At 43.6% G+C, this 15,611-nt stretch carries 15 protein-coding genes; 10 read left to right on the top strand and 5 right to left on the bottom strand.

What is annotated here, in order from left to right:
- Window positions 1–203: 203 nt before the first annotated feature.
- The 4 genes from VTAP4600_RS07910 to tnpA form a co-directional block, all read right to left on the bottom strand.
- Window positions 204–1,745, bottom strand: coding sequence for a DUF3360 family protein (locus VTAP4600_RS07910; protein ID WP_102522300.1), 1,542 nt, complete (start codon window positions 1,743–1,745; stop codon window positions 204–206).
- 403 nt (window positions 1,746–2,148) lie between these two features.
- Window positions 2,149–3,678, bottom strand: coding sequence for an IS66 family transposase (tnpC, locus tag VTAP4600_RS07905; protein WP_102522299.1), 1,530 nt, complete (start codon window positions 3,676–3,678; stop codon window positions 2,149–2,151).
- A 59-nt stretch (window positions 3,679–3,737) separates the two neighbouring features.
- Window positions 3,738–4,091 carry an IS66 family insertion sequence element accessory protein TnpB gene (gene tnpB, locus VTAP4600_RS07900; RefSeq protein WP_102522298.1) on the bottom strand — a complete coding sequence of 118 codons (354 nt, stop codon included), beginning with the start codon at window positions 4,089–4,091 and terminating at the stop codon, window positions 3,738–3,740.
- A complete protein-coding gene (tnpA, locus tag VTAP4600_RS07895; protein ID WP_102522297.1) occupies window positions 4,088–4,405 on the bottom strand; it encodes an IS66 family insertion sequence element accessory protein TnpA in 318 nt (105 codons plus the stop codon). Before tnpA ends, tnpB begins: the two co-directional genes overlap by 4 nt.
- Window positions 4,406–4,971: 566 nt before the next feature.
- Here tnpA and VTAP4600_RS07890 point away from each other — a divergent pair.
- The 5 genes from VTAP4600_RS07890 to VTAP4600_RS07870 all read left to right on the top strand — a co-directional run bounded on the left by VTAP4600_RS07890 (window position 4,972) and on the right by VTAP4600_RS07870 (window position 9,866).
- Window positions 4,972–6,300 (top strand): hypothetical protein, encoded by a 1,329-nt coding sequence (locus VTAP4600_RS07890; protein ID WP_145958560.1) that lies wholly within the window; start codon window positions 4,972–4,974, stop codon window positions 6,298–6,300.
- A 286-nt stretch (window positions 6,301–6,586) separates the two neighbouring features.
- A complete protein-coding gene (locus tag VTAP4600_RS07885) occupies window positions 6,587–7,357 on the top strand; it encodes an ABC transporter ATP-binding protein (RefSeq protein WP_102522295.1) in 771 nt (256 codons plus the stop codon).
- A 222-nt stretch (window positions 7,358–7,579) separates the two neighbouring features.
- Window positions 7,580–8,347, top strand: a complete 768-nt coding sequence (locus VTAP4600_RS07880; RefSeq protein ID WP_102522294.1) for an ABC transporter substrate-binding protein — start codon at window positions 7,580–7,582, stop codon at window positions 8,345–8,347.
- Window positions 8,348–8,445: 98 nt separating this feature from the next.
- Entirely contained in the window at window positions 8,446–9,186 is a 741-nt protein-coding gene (locus tag VTAP4600_RS07875) for an ABC transporter permease (RefSeq protein ID WP_102522293.1), read from the top strand.
- A gap of 2 nt (window positions 9,187–9,188) precedes the next feature.
- A complete protein-coding gene (locus tag VTAP4600_RS07870) occupies window positions 9,189–9,866 on the top strand; it encodes an ABC transporter permease (RefSeq protein ID WP_102522292.1) in 678 nt (225 codons plus the stop codon).
- Window positions 9,867–9,978: 112 nt separating this feature from the next.
- On the opposite strand, the gene xthA is transcribed toward VTAP4600_RS07870, so the two are convergent.
- Window positions 9,979–10,785 (bottom strand): exodeoxyribonuclease III, encoded by an 807-nt coding sequence (gene xthA, locus VTAP4600_RS07865; RefSeq protein WP_102522291.1) that lies wholly within the window; start codon window positions 10,783–10,785, stop codon window positions 9,979–9,981.
- A 235-nt stretch (window positions 10,786–11,020) separates the two neighbouring features.
- Here xthA and VTAP4600_RS07860 point away from each other — a divergent pair, with 235 nt between their 5' ends.
- The 5 genes from VTAP4600_RS07860 to VTAP4600_RS07840 all read left to right on the top strand — a co-directional run bounded on the left by VTAP4600_RS07860 (window position 11,021) and on the right by VTAP4600_RS07840 (window position 15,543).
- Complete coding sequence (locus VTAP4600_RS07860) at window positions 11,021–11,353, top strand: DMT family transporter (RefSeq protein WP_415239686.1); 333 nt, start codon at window positions 11,021–11,023, stop codon at window positions 11,351–11,353.
- 82 nt (window positions 11,354–11,435) lie between these two features.
- Window positions 11,436–12,353 carry a LysR substrate-binding domain-containing protein gene (locus VTAP4600_RS07855; protein WP_102522290.1) on the top strand — a complete coding sequence of 306 codons (918 nt, stop codon included), beginning with the start codon at window positions 11,436–11,438 and terminating at the stop codon, window positions 12,351–12,353.
- Between the two features lie 101 nt (window positions 12,354–12,454).
- Entirely contained in the window at window positions 12,455–13,339 is an 885-nt protein-coding gene (locus VTAP4600_RS07850; RefSeq protein WP_102522289.1) for a carbohydrate ABC transporter permease, read from the top strand.
- Window positions 13,340–13,348: 9 nt separating this feature from the next.
- A complete protein-coding gene (locus VTAP4600_RS07845; RefSeq protein ID WP_102522288.1) occupies window positions 13,349–14,257 on the top strand; it encodes a carbohydrate ABC transporter permease in 909 nt (302 codons plus the stop codon).
- Window positions 14,258–14,262: 5 nt separating this feature from the next.
- Complete coding sequence (locus VTAP4600_RS07840) at window positions 14,263–15,543, top strand: extracellular solute-binding protein (RefSeq protein ID WP_102523934.1); 1,281 nt, start codon at window positions 14,263–14,265, stop codon at window positions 15,541–15,543.
- Window positions 15,544–15,611 lie beyond the last annotated feature (68 nt).

The raw sequence follows: 15,611 nt of genomic DNA, 5'->3' as shown, positions 1-15,611 counted from the left end.
TAAATAACAATATGGTTGACTACGATATGCTACGTAGCTCATGGTCATACATATTGTCACTTTCTAAGTTAAGATCAAGCTTACTCTAAAATTTTTAAGTAAACCTTAAACTAAATCAATAAAAACTAAACTTATTAAATAAAAATTGGGTAGAACAGCGTGTTCTACCCAACATTTTTTAATGTTTTACGTCAATTGGTCATTTATAGGAATGATTGAATACCATATTGGCCTTCCAACATACCAACCGCAAGCATCGCAATCAAACATACGATAAGCACGCCGCCAGGGATCACTATACGGTCAACGAAAGACAGCTTCTTAGAGCGCTCTTTGTCACCGATTAAACCGTTATTGTCTAGAAGCATCGTTAGTGCCCATGCAAGTACCGGGTTAACAACCGCAGACGCAAAGATACAAATACCAGCAGATTGTGAATCTTTCGTGTCTTTAACCATTTGCATACCTGCTTCAAGTAGAGGTAAGAATACACCTACAAGAAGAGCAATACGCATTACTGGTGGCCAAACTGCAACATCCATAGGGAAACCTAGGATTGCAATAATGATACATAGTGAACCTAGCAGAATGGCACCACCCGGAATAGGACGTTTAGCAATCGCTGCTGGGATCATGTACGTACCCCAAGACGATGTGATGTTACCACCACCAACTGCTGTACCTACCATTTGACGGATAGAACACATCGTCATTGTATCATCAACATCCATTAGTACTTTTTCAGTACGTTTAGGGTAGTTCAATTCTTGGAAAATGCGATGGCCAAGGAAATCTGGAGACCACATCGCTACCGCTAAAATTGCAAATGGCAATGAAGCAATGAAGTGCTCAAGGTTTGGAAGACCAAGCATCCAACCTTCGCTTGTTGAACCCCACCAGTAAACAGGGTTTAGGTTTGGCAAGCCCATTTCAGTTTCGAATGTTAGATCAAAACCTGCGCCGAATGCCAATGCAACCAGTAGGCCCGTTACTGCACAAGCAGGAATCGCCAACCAACGTTTATTGATGCGAGCAAGGAAAGCGTAAAGCACGATGTTTACGGCCAAAACTACTAGGCCGATGTAACCAAGGCTACCTTTTGCCACTTCGGCAGTTTCTAGCCCTGTAGCCCAAGCTTGAATTTGACCAATTTGACTCATGGCACCGGTAAAACCTAGGAACACGAGTAAGCCACCGGCGACACCTTCACCGGTTAAATTCACCAGTTTGGATCCACCTTTAAAGTAACTCAATAAAAGACCAAATACACCAAGCAAAATTGCCAGTGCTAAAGGGTGGGCACCCGCTAAAGCGATAGTACCAATAAGAGGGATCATTGGCCCGTGGTTACCAGCAAGGTTCGCACGTGGATTGATAAAACCTGAAGCTAAAACACAAAATAGTAATGCAGGAATTAGCATTTCTACACGCGCCACTTCGATTGCAAAATCTTTACCAAGGTTAACATGATCCCAAGCTGCAGTTAGACCGTCAGCCCAAGACATCATTACCGCAGAATACATTGCAATAATACCAATAGTACCGGCCAGAGCAGGTACAAGATCTTCAAGTTCAAAACGGAAATCACGACCTGGAAGGTTTAGTGCAAAACGGCGTGGTTTCATGATTTGAAGTTCGTGATCTAGATAATCCGAACGGTTTTTAAACTCTGATGCAGGACGATGCAACTCGCTGTAGCTCTTCTCTTCTTGAGAGGCTGAGTTGTCTTTCGATACGTCTGACATAGATTCCTCATATTATATAAGTAGGTTTTTAAAAAGTATCATTGGTTACCCTTATGATACTCATTGCAATTCGTGGTAAGTAACACGTCGATTGTGCGCCACTGTTACAAACATTGAAACTATTATGTTGAAAATATTATTCTTATTTGTACTGACGGCGAGTTTAACAATAGGTCTTTTTTTAGAGAATGATCTTGATCACTTTATTGCGTGAGTTGAAAGAAAACTACAGTAAAAGCAGGCCAGTTTTGCGATATGAATCATTAAGTGTAATTAGTTTTCACATATTTAAACAAGCTATGACAGGGCTGTAAGGATTAAACAGAATTTGCGGCAATAATATGATCTCTATCATTAACAGCAATAAGCCGTAAACGCCCCATGAACCCACGGGGCGATATTACTAATGTTTGAAGTTCCAAGGTAGGAGCGCATCGATATCTGGCTCTGCTTTCGCCAACTCTTTCATGCACTTGACCATGTAGTCGTAGAGGATAAGGCCGTTGGCTTTCGCGGTTTCGACGATGCTGTAAAGCATCGCGCTCGCGTCAGCACCATTTTGAGTAGCCGAGAATAACCAATTTTTCCTGCCAATGACCAGTGGCTTAATTGCGCGTTCAGCGCGATTATTGTCGATAGATAAGTGGCCATCGTCGATATAGCGAATGAGCTTCGGCCATTGCCCAAGCGTGTACTTTATCGCTTTACCCAGTACGCTAGAGCCTATCACTTTCTGAATTGTCATCCATTCGTAAAACTCATCCAGTATTGGTTTGGCATGTATCTGCCGCTCTGCTTTTCGTTTTTCGGCAGAGATGCCTTTCAAGCGTGATTCTATTCCATAGAGCTTTTGGATTTTAGCCAGTGCTTTATCCGCTTTGCCTGACTTGCCTTTTCCTTGAAGCTTCTTAGCATCCATGAACTTACGCCGTGCATGCGCCAAGCAGCCGACATTGGTCACGTGGTGAAGACCGTCATAGGCACCATAGCCATCGGTTTGCAGATAACCACTATAATCCCCTAAAAAGGCAGCAGGGCACGCCCTCGCGCGACTGTTTTGATAGTCGTACAAGGCGATGTTTTTCACATTGGGGAGGGCGGCACCTGGCGAGTCAGCGCCCGAGCAGTAGAGCCACATGTAACACTGTTTATCTTCCTTAAGTACATTGAGCGGCGTTTCATCCGCCTGAACCACCACTTGTTCTAGTAGGTGCCTTTTCAAGGCAGCATACAGCGGTACGAACTTCTCACTGACTTGGATAATCCACCTTGCCATGGTGGTTCGTGATAGTTCGATACCCGATTGGATAAACAGCGACTCTTGTCGATACAGCGGCATTGCGTATTGGTATTTGCCAAGGATGATATTGGCAAGCAAGCTTTCTGTCGCGAAGCTCTTAGGAATAATGCTTTGCGGCGCTGGCTTTTGAACGATGCGGTTATTGTCCTCTGTTTGCTCGCACTGACGGCAAGCATACTTAGGACGAACATATTCCAGCACTTTGAGTACCGCTGGTGAGAACTCCAGCTTTTGACTCCGGTCTTCACCGATTTTATGCAGGCTCTGCTTGCAGCAAGCGCATTGCTTTTCATGGTCGTCTAAATCGAGTTCGATAATCTCACGAGGTAAGGTCTTTGGAAGGGGCTTACGTTTACCGCGCTTTTTCGTTGTGGTCGTCGTTGTAAGCTCAACCTCTCCTTCCTCAACGGCTTCACATTCCGCTTCGTTGAAGAGGTCACCTTGTGATTCATCGTAAGGATTTAACGCCTCCGAGCGCTTAGCGAACTGGCGGTCGAAGGCAAGCTTGAGCTGTTCGAGTAGCGACTGGCGCTCTTGTTTCAATTGGGTTTCTGACGCCATCAGCGCTTTCACCATCGCTTGTAGCTCGGCAATATCTTGACTTTCTGGGTTGATATTTGGCGTCTTTTTCATGGCATTTATTATACTAAAATCGTGCTGTTAACGCTTGGTGGATAAGGCTTTATTATCGTTTAAGTCATTGTAAAATCGTTTATTCGCACGGGTTTATGGCCGATAATCGTGAAGCCAGAAAGCAGTCTATCAAGTTCGGATTGAGTCAGGGTAAACACTTCATTTTTCTCTTTTGTAGGCCACTTGTACTTGGCTTTTTCGAGTCGTTTATACCAAAGGGCGAAGCCTGTTTTATCCCAATACAATACTTTGCTTTTGTCGCGCTGTTTGTTGGTAAACAAGAACAGTGCGCCACTCCCCAAAGGCAAATCGGTGTCACTTTCGATAATCGCCGCGAGGCCGTTGATGGACTTTCTAAAATCGACGCTTTCACGATAGAGGTAAATCTCAGGAGCGCTCAGCATACGTTTCATGATAGCGCACCGATAAGCTCTGCCAGATAGGCCGCAGGCGTGCCTTGAGGAATATTCAGCTCAACATCATTGACGAGCAGTGTCATGTTAGCCGTTGCGATTTGAGCTTGATACTTCGTCGTCTTTTCGACGACTTCAGCTCTGACAAATCCAACTGGCATTGGTAGGGCTGCGGTTTGAAGTTGACGCCTTTTTGCGAAGAACGTCGATAAACTCAGTCCGTGCTGTTCGCAAAAAACGCGTTGAGTAATATTGCTACTTTCATATTGCTCAAAGAGAGCTTGCCATTCCTGGTTAGAACGTCGTTTTGCCATTTTAAAATCTCCTCTTGGTTGGAGATTTGATCTTATTATCCGTGCTTGACGATTAGAATGTGGGGGTTATGACGCGCTTACAATAAGCCGTATAAAAAACATGCGAAAGTGTGCACTTTGCGGCACCTATAATTCCGAGCCTTTCTATAGCAAGTGCAGATTTAAGTGCAACTGGTTGCTATTAACTTGAACGTAACATTCTGAATACATGCGACATCATTGAGATGAATATGACATTTTATTGTTCTGGTGGCATAGTCCTTGCTAATAAATCTAGAGTTAATTTATATACCGAATTTTGACGCTATGGCGTGTCAGGGGATGAAATGAAAGCATTTAAGTGGTTACCAGCCGTTGCAGCTGTGTCGTTTGCATTAACTGGGTGTGGGTCTGATAGTAAGAGTGGTGGCGGGCCTGGTCCTACACCGCCGCCCACGACTAAGTATACTTGGAAAATTGTCAATCTTTACAAAGATCAAGCGTCGAATGTCGCTTCAAGTTGAGCAGTTTTCAAAAAGCACATCGATGAAGTGACACCTGCAAATAGTTATGTTGTAGCGGCACGCATGGCAACTAGTGGTTATAAAGTCACTTACCATAGGGCTAATGGCTCTATTATTGCCGAGTACACTCTATCTGGAACTGCTTTGTCGGCTTTAAATGGCTCTATTACTATTAATGCCGATAATTTACCCGACGATGGCTATGTTGCGATAGAGGAATGGGAAGGGAAGAACGCTGGAAGTAGAGAAAGTTACATCTTTGCCGTACAGAAAGATCTTCTTCAGGATATGACTATTACGATCCGAGAGCCTCAAGACGGTAATGCTTGCTATACGGGAGATGATGTACCCGATGCGTTAAAAAACACTCAAACAAAAATTTCGGTGTCATCTAATGGTGGACCGAAGTGGGTTCAAACTAGCGCATCAGACGGAAAAATATCAACGGGAAATGAGAGTCAACTGCTTGGGTTGCCAGTGTATGCAAACTCTCCAGCGTCTGAGAGAAAGTTAGTGACATCATTTGCAACGACTTACAACAGTGAGTCGGACAAGCTAGATGACCTTGTTTCATATGGGGTGGCAAATAGTAGTGATGTGTATACCGGAAGTACAGCACCTAATATAGTGGCTCTTGGAGGGGCGACTGAATTTGCGAACTACAATTTGACAATAACGGATCTGACCGTTTCATCAACGGGTGTTGTTTCAACTGTTTTGGATAATAAGGTTTACGCTTGGCAGCCAGTATTTAATAAAGCTCCTCAGCTATCGCTTTCGTATGCTCCGTCAGATTCTAGTTTGAGTCATTGGAGTATGAGTTTAGAAACTAAGCTGTTAGCCGCAAATGGGAGCTGGAATTTCTCCATCGGAAAAGTCGTTGATGGTAATGCTATGGACTTGCAACGTCCTACAGATCTTTCAAACTTTTCGTCAACGGATATTTCTACAGCGCGCTGTGTAGCAGACTCTAATGGGTATAGCGTGCATTGTTTAGATGCGAATAGTTTTAACGCAGGCAGCTGGCAGGTTCAGAGAACTCATGTTAGAGCAACAACTGACAATAGCAAAGCCATGTTCCAGACTATTTACGCGAAACCAAGTCAAACTCAGGTGCTAATTCAAAGCGAAACCGAAAAAGTATCCACTGGCGCAAGTGATAAAGTTGCGGTGGGTTTGGCTAAGAGTAATGGTGTAGATAAAAAAGCATTGATGAAGGATTTAGCTAGCAGGAGTTTAGATGTTGGTGTGATTGTTGATGACTTGGCTCCGGACGCCCATAAATATGATCTGAACGGCGTTTTACTTCTTAATTCGGAGAGCAATGCGTTGGTTCTTGAGCAGATGCAACTTAATAGAGATTATGTGACAAATAGTGTTAATTGGCCGTAATTCGGCCTAGTGATTATAGATCTAAAGCCTCCACACGGAGGCTTTATTTTTACCTCCTATTCACGCTATAGACAGAATATTCTTGTATTGTGAATATAAATGCAGTTATATTGGCTAAATAACAAAGAATAAAAAGTTAATAATATGTTGCAAGAATCCATTCTTGGTGCTAGTTTGTAACAAAAATAAAATAAAATAAAATAAAATAAAATAAAATAAAATAAAGGCCGGAGTGCCTGCAGTCATATTTTGCCTTAATTAGGTATTGCACAGGGAGTAGTCGCGCATGAAGGATTCAGCAGCGCTGGATATCAAAGAACTGCACAAAACGTTCGGTCAAAATGAAGTATTGAAAGGCATCTCATTAGAGGCGCACAAAGGGGATGTTATCTCCATTATTGGCTCTTCCGGTTCCGGTAAGAGTACCTTTCTTCGTTGTATTAACCTTCTTGAAACCCCAACTGCGGGTGAAATTTGGGTGAACGGCGAACTTATCCAAATGAAAAATAATCGACAAGGCGAGTCTGTCCCAGCTAATGAAAAGCAAGTTCAACGCATTCGTTCGCGTTTAGCGATGGTTTTTCAAGGGTTCAACTTATGGTCGCATTTAACCGTTCTTGAGAATGTCATTGAAGCCCCTATACACGTACTTGGTGTTCCTAAAGCTCAAGCAATAGAGAATGCGGAAGTGCTGCTTAAAAAAGTAGGGCTGTACGAGCGTAAAGATTACTACCCAGGTCACTTGTCTGGTGGGCAACAGCAACGAGCTGCTATTGCAAGAGCGTTAGCGGTCGACCCTGAAGTGATGCTATTTGACGAACCGACCTCTGCACTTGACCCTGAGTTAGTAGGGGAAGTACTAGGTGTAATGCGAGACTTGGCTGATGAAGGTCGAACCATGTTGGTCGTGACTCATGAAATGGCGTTTGCCCGTGATGTTTCGAACCACGTCATGTTTTTGCACCAAGGTAAAGTTGAAGAGCAGGGTCATCCTGAAAAACTGTTTAGTAATCCAGAGTCTGAAAGGCTGCAACAGTTTATATCGTCTATATATTAATGGTAGGGGCTAGGCACGCTTCGCTTTTAGGCAAAAGGCAAAAGGGTGGTTTGAGGTTCACTAGACATGATTAATAGTTTAGTTACAAGATTGCATTAACATGCAGAGCCCAGAGCCCAGAGCCCAGAGCCCAGAGCCCAGAGCCCAGAGCCCAGAGCCCAAATTTAAAATATTATTCAAAAAAGTAAAACACAACATAAGTACAATCACAGGAGTATGGAAATGAAAAAGTGGTTATTAGTTGCAGCGATTGCTGCTACAGCGGCAACAGGTGTTGCACAAGCCAAGGATTGGAAAACAGTACGTTTTGGTATCGAAGGTGCTTACCCTCCATTTAGCTGGACAGAGGCAGACGGCTCTCTTAAAGGCTTTGATGTTGATATGGCCAACGCACTTTGTGACGAAATGAAAGTGAAATGTAAATTAGTAGCGCAAGACTGGGATGGCATCATTCCTTCGTTGCTGGCTCGTAAATATGACGCAATCATTGCGGCAATGTCTATCACGGAAGAACGTAAAAAGAAAATCGACTTTACTGGCAAATACGCACTTATTCCTAATAAATTTATTGCCAAAAAAGGTGCAGGACTAAACTTTGAACAGCTGGATGGCGTTAAAATTGGCGTTCAGCGTGCAACGACTCACGACAAATACATTTCAGACAACTACAAAGATGTAGAAATCGTACGTTACGGTACTTTTGATGAAGCTTACCTCGATCTCGCAAATGGTCGTATTGCTGCGGTATTGGGTGATGCATCGGCTCTTGAAGAAGGTGTAATTAATAAAGCGGGTGGCGACGCCTATGAATTCGTTGGTCCTTCTCTGACGGATCCTAAATGGTTCGGTGAAGGCTTTGGTATTGCAACACGTAAGCAAGACAAAGACTTAACGAATAAACTGAATGCAGCTATTAAGTCATTACGAGCAAAAGGCGAGTACCAAAAGATCGCAGCCAAATACTTTAACTACGACGTATACGGTCAGTAATCTGCTAAGTGCTGATAAAAGAGAAGTACCGAGTAATGAATAGACTCGGTACTTCTATTAACCTTGCCTAGGCCCTAGGCCTGCAGTAGGAAAAAACTATGCTGGATCTTCAAGGATATGAAGCCTCCATCCTAAAAGGAGCGTGGTTAACCGTCGAAGTTGCTGTGTTATCTCTGTTACTTGCAGTGATACTAGGCATGCTAGGTGCGTTGGCTAAAATGGCACCGTATCGCTGGGCGCGAGCGGTTGCAACACTGTATACCACCATCATTCGTGGCATCCCAGATCTTGTATTAATGATGCTTATCTTTTTCGGTGGACAGATCTTACTTAACAATAGCCTCTATTCCGTTAACGAATGGCTTAACGAATGGATGACAGGACGTAATCCTGCACACGAATGGACGGCATACCTCCCTGATTACATAGACGTTAGCCCATTTGTTGCTGGCGTCCTCACTATTGGCTTCATCTTTGGTGCCTATATGGCCGAAACTTTCCGTGGTGCGATCATGGCCGTTGATAAAGGCGAGATGGAAGCGGCGAAAGCTTATGGCATGAGTGGTGTGATGGCATTTCGACGAATTTTGTTGCCTCAGATGATCCGCCATGCATTGCCCGGGTTTGGAAACAACTGGTTAGTGCTACTAAAAACCACCGCTTTGGTCTCTATTATCGGCCTTGAAGACATGGTGAGAGTAAGTTCGCTTGCTGCAGGTTCAACCAAAATGCCATTCACATTTTATATGACGGTGGCAATGATCTTCCTATTTTTAACTGCAGTTTCAACCGGTTTATTAAAGCTGGTTGAACGCAAATTTACTATTCACACGAGGTAGATATGGATTTTTCTCTCATCATTGACAGTCTGCCAATTTATCTCGATGGTTTGTGGACCACAGCTTGGCTAGTGAGCATTGCACTTGTTTTAGGCTTATGTGTTGCGATACCTCTTGCGGTTGCTCGAAATAGCCAGAACCCAATTCTTAAGTACCCATGCTGGGCGTATATCTATTTTTTCCGTGGCACCCCGCTACTGGTTCAGTTATATCTGATTTATTACGGAATGGACCAATTTTTTCCTGTAAAAGATACGTTATGGGAGCATGCTTGGTTTTGCGCGTTAATCGCTTTTGTATTGAACACATCGGCATACACCTCGGAAATTATCCGAGGCGCGATTAATGGCTTACCGAGTGGCGAGGTTGAGGCTGCAAAGGCTTATGGTATGAGCACATGGAAAACGTATAAGCGAATTATATTACCCAGTGCCTTAAGACGAGCGTTACCTGCATACAGTAATGAAGTGATCTTCATGATCCACGGATCTGCTGTCGCAGGTATTGTTACTATTCTTGATTTAACGGGTGCTGCAAGGTTAGTTAACTCACGCTACTACGCTCCGTTTGAATCATTCTTAACAGCCGGCTTATTTTATATGTGCCTTACCTTTATCGTGTTATTTGCTTTTAAGAAAGCAGAGAAGCGCTATTTAGCGTATATGCGGCCTTTGAGCTAGTGAATACTGGAGTATGTAACCAAAAATACAGCATTTATATGCTGTATTTTTTGTAAAACAAAGATCATGATATTTAGTGAGAGGGCGTTGACGTACGCCCCAATATTTCGCGTTATTTAAACGTAGACCAAATAGGCGCGTGATCTGACGGTTTTTCAATACCGCGTAATTCATAGTCAATGCCAGCTTCAGTGCATTTCTTAGCTAGACCAGGTGTCGCCATAACCACATCAATACGCAGTCCACGGTTATCTGGAAAGCCTTTAGAGCGATAATCAAACCACGAGAACTGATCGTCTACTTCCGGGTGCAAGTTACGGAATGTATCTTCAAAGCCCCAGTCTTTTAGAGTCTGTAACCACTCACGTTCGATTGGTTGGAAAGAACATTTACCCGTCTTCAGCCAGCGCTTGGCATTTGGAGCCCCAATACCAATGTCTAAATCGATCGGGCTGATATTAATATCCCCCATGATGATCAATTGTTCTTCATTGGTGTGATGGTCATTTAAATAGGTCATTAAGTCTTTATAAAATTGCTCTTTATAAGGGAACTTAGTCTCGTGACTGATGTTATCACCTTGAGGGAAATAACCATTTAGTACGGTGACCTTCTCGCCATTTTCTTGCTCGAAGGTGGCCATGATCATGCGTTTTTGATGTTCATCGTTGTCAGTGGGGAAGCCTTTTTGCACTGAAATTGGCGCTTGTTTACACAGCATAGCGACACCGTAATGGGCTTTTTGACCATGGAAGTAGACTTTGTATCCCATCGCTTCAACATCTTCGATTGGAAAAGCTTCATCGTGTACTTTGATTTCCTGCAGACCGATTACGTCTGGATCGTGTTTATCGATGACTGCTTGAAGTTGATGCAGGCGTGCGCGTAGGCCATTGATATTAAAGCTGATGACTTTCATTGCTGTACGTTCCCTATTTAATTCAGTACACACTCAGGTGCGATTGATATTCAATTATAGCGACATTTGAAGTCAGAATACTACTGCAATAACATGAAATACCATCCTGTAAAGAAGTAAAAATTAGGTCAGTCATCACTTTTCCTACTGACTTTTGTCATGGTTCTGCCATACTCCGCTGCCACATTAAGCGGCTCATAGTCGGAGGTTAAACATGTTTTCTATTTTTGGTACGATTTCACCCGCCATTGCATTGTCGATTGCGATCGTTTGTGAAGTGTTTGCGACATCTTGGTTACCGAAAACGGAGCAGTTTTCTAATCCGGTTCCTACTTTGATGGTTGTGAGTGGGTATGGTTTGGCGTTTTATCTGCTTTCTGTTGCAGTACAGTCGATGTCGTTGGGCGTAGCTTATGCCATCTGGTGTGGTGCTGGGATCGTTCTCGTCGCCGGCTTTGGTTGGTTAGTGTATGGCCAAAAATTAGATCTGTACGCCATCATCGGCATCGGGTTCATTCTGGCTGGGACGATTATAATCAATGTCTGGTCACAATCTGTTCAACATTAAGGTTGTAATAAAACCATTATATTTCTGAAGCTTAAATGAAACCTCATTAGCGTAACTTGCGCTTTTTTAATGAGGTCTCATTATGCTTCCACCTCTAAAAGCATTAGTCGCATTCGAAGCGGTTGCCCGGCTAGGTTCGATAGGAGCCGCTGCTCGCGAACTCCATGTGACTCAAGCGGCCGTTAGTCAGCAGCTTAAAGGCTTAGAATCCTTCTTAGACACTCAGCTATTCGAGCGTAATAAGCGGGGCGTTACCTTAACCCAAAGTGCTCAGCAATATCTCCCCGTTGTGGCAGGCTCCCTTCAACACCTTAGGCTTCAAACTCAGATCTTATTTGGCGCGCAACAAGACGATGTGCTGTCCATCAAGGTTAACCATTCTATTTGTCATAATTGGCTACTGCCTAAATTAACCGACTTTACCTATCGCTTTCCTTTTATTCGTTTAGATCTTTCGCTGGTGGATTGGCCTTCAACGACGCCATGTACCGATGCTGATGTCGAGCTGACTAATGGCTATGTTGAATCCGAGTTCACGAGGAATGAACGCTTGTTTCAAGAAACGTGGTTATTGGTGTGCAGTCCTGAGTTTTATTTAGCCAATGAAGTGGCATTAACTCAACAAAAATTTGAAGGCATGCCGGCTGTTCAAGTTAAAGGGTATGAGGAAAGCTGGATGCAGTGGCTAAGCCATAATGGCGTGAGGCCAAGTTTGCCTAACGTTCAGCTTGAAGTGTCCAATTCTCTTCATGGGTTGCAAGCGGTAAAACACGGAATGGGCATCATGTTGGTGCGCTCGCTTGTTGCTCAAAAATCGTTAGACGCAGGCGAGTTAGTATTGGCTAGTACGGCTTTGATGCCGACCGACTCAGCGCATTATTTGATCACTCACCATAAGCGAAATGCCAAGGTGAACTTTTTTTGTGATTGGTTATCTAGCCAAATTCAACGTGACCTCGAGAAAGACAGTTTTCCTAACGCCTTTATTACACAAGAGTAAGTTTTTCTTATGACTTTGAATAAAAAATATCGTGTTGATTGCTGCAAAGTTGTCATACGTGCTCTTTACCATGACTTCATCAAATTTAGGACAGTTACCAGATGAAGTTCAAATTATCGAAATTCGAAAATAGACTAAAAGTTGTCTTCTTTACGGCTCCTTTGCTCGTGCCACTGATGGTGTTTTGGTTGGTTCCTTTTGGTTACAGCGTGTATATCAGCTTCACCGATTGGGATTATATTTCTCCAGATTATGCTTTAGTCGGTTTTGAAAATTACCAGTATTTACTTGAAGATTCAGAATTTACCCAAGCACTTGGTAATACGTTTTGGTTCGCACTTGGTGTGGTGATCCCTACGGTTTTATTGGGCCTATTGTTTGCCATTCTTTTACATAAAAATTTTCGTGGTAGTCAAGTGTATCGAGCGGTGGTCTTCTCTCCGTGGATTACGCCTACTGTTGCGGTGTCTATTGTGTGGTCTTGGGTTTTTGAAACGAAAAGTGGCCTATCCAATACGTTACTGCAATCGTTTGGAATGACGCCAATTGCGTGGTTAGAAAATGGCACCAGTGCTTTGGTGGCAGTCATCATTGTTACGGTATGGCAAGCCGTTGGCTGGACCATGCTGTTTTACATCAGTGCACTGAACAAAATCCCCCTTTCATTGTATGAAGCCTCTCAAATTGATGGCTGCAGCCCATTAACAAGGTTTTTCAAAATTACTTTGCCGTTAGTTTCCCCAACCACCTTTTTTTTGGTGGTGGTGAACATGATTAACGCAATTCAAGCGTTCGACCAATTTCAAATCTTGACGCAAGGTGGTCCGGGTGGTGATACCCGTACTTTGCTTTACCTCTTTTATCAGCAAGCCTTCGAGCAATACGACATGGGGCCGGCAGCCGCAACGTCATTGGTCATTCTCGTGATAACCGGGGTATTGACATTACTCAACACCTACATGGGAAAACGTTGGGTTTATTACTAAGGAAAGATCATGACCATACAAACAATCAGAAACAAAAGGTTTAGTGCGACGAGCGTAAAACCAGTGTCGGTATCGTTAAGCCAATTCAAGCTGCCAAAACCAGAATGGATCTTAAAACACGGTTTTCTCTCATCCATTGGCTTGGTGATGATATTTCCGTTTATTTGGATGTTTTCAGGCTCACTAAAGACTAACGATGAAATCTTTAGTAACCCATTAAACCTGATCCCAGAACAGTTTCGTTGGGAAACGTTTATTGACACATTCCAAAGTGCCCCATTTGGTTTATACATCGCCAACAGTTTTACCGTGGCATTGGCGACGACGATAGTCGTAATGGTGAATTCAGCTATGTTTGCCTATGCGTTGACGCAACTTAAATTCCGCTCTAAGGCGTTACTTTATTTCGTGGTAATGGGGTGTTACATGTTGCCGGGAGCGGTGACTTATATTCCCTCATACATCACTTTGGCAAAGCTGGGCTTACTGGATTCGCATGCTGGTTTGGTGGTCTCCAATGCGGCGAGTGTGTTCGGTGTGTTTTACCTGCGTCAGGTGTTTTTAAAAGTTCATCCTTCTTTGGTGGAAGCGGCGAGGATAGATGGTGCAGGAGAAGTGAAAATTTTGTGGGCAATTATTCTTCCACAATGTAAAGCGGCGTTAGCAACGTTGTTTTTAATCACCTTTATTACCAATTACAACAGTTACATGTGGCCGAGCTTGGTGATTACCTCGTCGGATTTGAACTTAATAGCAACAGGGATACGACAGTATTTTATCGCGGAAGGAAATTATGGGTTGAACTGGTCGCAAATTATGGCGGCGAGCACAATTGCAGTATTACCCCTTCTTATTTTATTTGTCATTTGTCAAAAAACGATCTTGTCAGGAATTGCTGACAACGGTGTTAAAGAGTAATGGATATGAACCTAAAAACATTAGCAGTAATTTGTTCTGGATTAGCTGGCGTTACGATGTCGACACACGCTATGGCGAAAGTTGAAGTGAATTTTTGGTATTCAGGCGGTACTAAGCCTCAACAAATGATGACTCAGTTGATTGAAGAGTTTAATGCGACTCAAGATGACTATGTTATCAAAGGTGCCTTGCAAGGTAATTATGCCGAAACGTTCCAAAAGCTCCAAGCCGGAATGGCATCTAAAACCGCACCAGAATTTGTATTGCTGAGATCTTCACAAGCCGAAGCAATGGCAGGCCGTGGTCTTGTTAGAGATCTCCGCTCGTATATGGATGCGGAGTTTAATTTCGAAGACTTCCTACCTGCATTTCGTGCTCAAGTGACGGAAAAAGACGGCATGGTGTACGGACTTCCCGCTTACGGTACGACACAAGTATTTTATTATAATAAGCAGGTACTTGCCGAGCATGGGTTTACAGAAAATGACCTGAGTACATGGCAAGGTGTGGCTAAAGTATCAGCGGCTGTTGTGAAAAAAGACAAAAAAGGCAACACAGAGTTTTATGGCTGGGAGCCAATGTGGGGCAAAGATAACTTGATGGACGCAGCGTTTTCTAATGGCGCTAAGGTTATCAGCGAAGACGGCAAAACAGTGCTCATCGATTCTAAAGAATGGGTAGAAGTATGGGACAGCTTTAGAAAGTGGATTCACGATGACCAAGTCATGCGTATTCATTATGGAGGTCAAGGTTGGGAATATTGGTACAAAACGATTGATGACGTAGTGAAAGGGCGCGCTTTGGGTTACACCGGTTCGTCTGGTGATCAAGGCGATCTCGACTTTACTCAGCTGGCTGCGACGACTCAACCAGGTTGGGGGAACCACCCAATGGCTGCACAAGCCGGCGCGCAGATCTTTGTCATGCCTACTGGCACCAATGAAGCAGCCTCCAAAGGTGCGTTTGAATTCATGGAGTTCTACACCAATGCGAAAAACACCGCTGCTTGGTCAATGTTCACAGGTTACATCCCGGTAAGACAAAGTGTTGTAAACGTGGAAGCGTACCAAGATTTCACCTCTAAAAATCCGCAAGCAACGGTGCCGATGAAACAAGCAAGCTTAACGATGTCGAAAGACTTTGTTGACCCAACCAACGGCAAAATAAACGACGCACTTAAAGTCGCAGCGGATCAAATTCAAATTCAGAATGTTCCGGCTGAGAAAGCCCTTCGACAAGCGGCTAAAAAAGCGCAACGAGCGTTAGATAGAGTAAATCGTAGCTAATTTGTATTTAACAAAGCCACCTTTTTTGTGTCTGGATGTCTGCGTCACATTAAAGGTGGGCTTTAGGA

The sequence above is a fragment of the Vibrio tapetis subsp. tapetis genome, from assembly GCF_900233005.1.
In the GTDB taxonomy this organism is placed as follows: domain Bacteria; phylum Pseudomonadota; class Gammaproteobacteria; order Enterobacterales; family Vibrionaceae; genus Vibrio; species Vibrio tapetis.
The sequence above is the reverse complement of the archived record's forward strand: the minus strand, read 5'-3'. Positions and strand labels throughout refer to the sequence as shown.

Excerpts from the sequence above, each read along its gene's own strand:
- xthA (WP_102522291.1), bottom strand. The coding sequence starts at position 10,785 with ATGAAAGTCATCAGCTTTAATATCAATGGCCTACGCGCACGCCTGCAT.
- VTAP4600_RS07845 (WP_102522288.1), top strand. The coding sequence starts at position 13,349 with ATGACCATACAAACAATCAGAAACAAAAGGTTTAGTGCGACGAGCGTA.
- VTAP4600_RS07880 (WP_102522294.1), top strand. The coding sequence starts at position 7,580 with ATGAAAAAGTGGTTATTAGTTGCAGCGATTGCTGCTACAGCGGCAACA.
- VTAP4600_RS07910 (WP_102522300.1), bottom strand. The coding sequence starts at position 1,745 with ATGTCAGACGTATCGAAAGACAACTCAGCCTCTCAAGAAGAGAAGAGC.
- VTAP4600_RS07850 (WP_102522289.1), top strand. The coding sequence starts at position 12,455 with ATGAAGTTCAAATTATCGAAATTCGAAAATAGACTAAAAGTTGTCTTC.
- tnpC (WP_102522299.1), bottom strand. The coding sequence starts at position 3,678 with ATGAAAAAGACGCCAAATATCAACCCAGAAAGTCAAGATATTGCCGAG.
- VTAP4600_RS07875 (WP_102522293.1), top strand. The coding sequence starts at position 8,446 with ATGCTGGATCTTCAAGGATATGAAGCCTCCATCCTAAAAGGAGCGTGG.
- tnpB (WP_102522298.1), bottom strand. The coding sequence starts at position 4,091 with ATGAAACGTATGCTGAGCGCTCCTGAGATTTACCTCTATCGTGAAAGC.
- tnpA (WP_102522297.1), bottom strand. The coding sequence starts at position 4,405 with ATGGCAAAACGACGTTCTAACCAGGAATGGCAAGCTCTCTTTGAGCAA.
- VTAP4600_RS07890 (WP_145958560.1), top strand. The coding sequence starts at position 4,972 with ATGGCAACTAGTGGTTATAAAGTCACTTACCATAGGGCTAATGGCTCT.
- VTAP4600_RS07870 (WP_102522292.1), top strand. The coding sequence starts at position 9,189 with ATGGATTTTTCTCTCATCATTGACAGTCTGCCAATTTATCTCGATGGT.
- VTAP4600_RS07840 (WP_102523934.1), top strand. The coding sequence starts at position 14,263 with ATGAACCTAAAAACATTAGCAGTAATTTGTTCTGGATTAGCTGGCGTT.
- VTAP4600_RS07885 (WP_102522295.1), top strand. The coding sequence starts at position 6,587 with ATGAAGGATTCAGCAGCGCTGGATATCAAAGAACTGCACAAAACGTTC.
- VTAP4600_RS07855 (WP_102522290.1), top strand. The coding sequence starts at position 11,436 with ATGCTTCCACCTCTAAAAGCATTAGTCGCATTCGAAGCGGTTGCCCGG.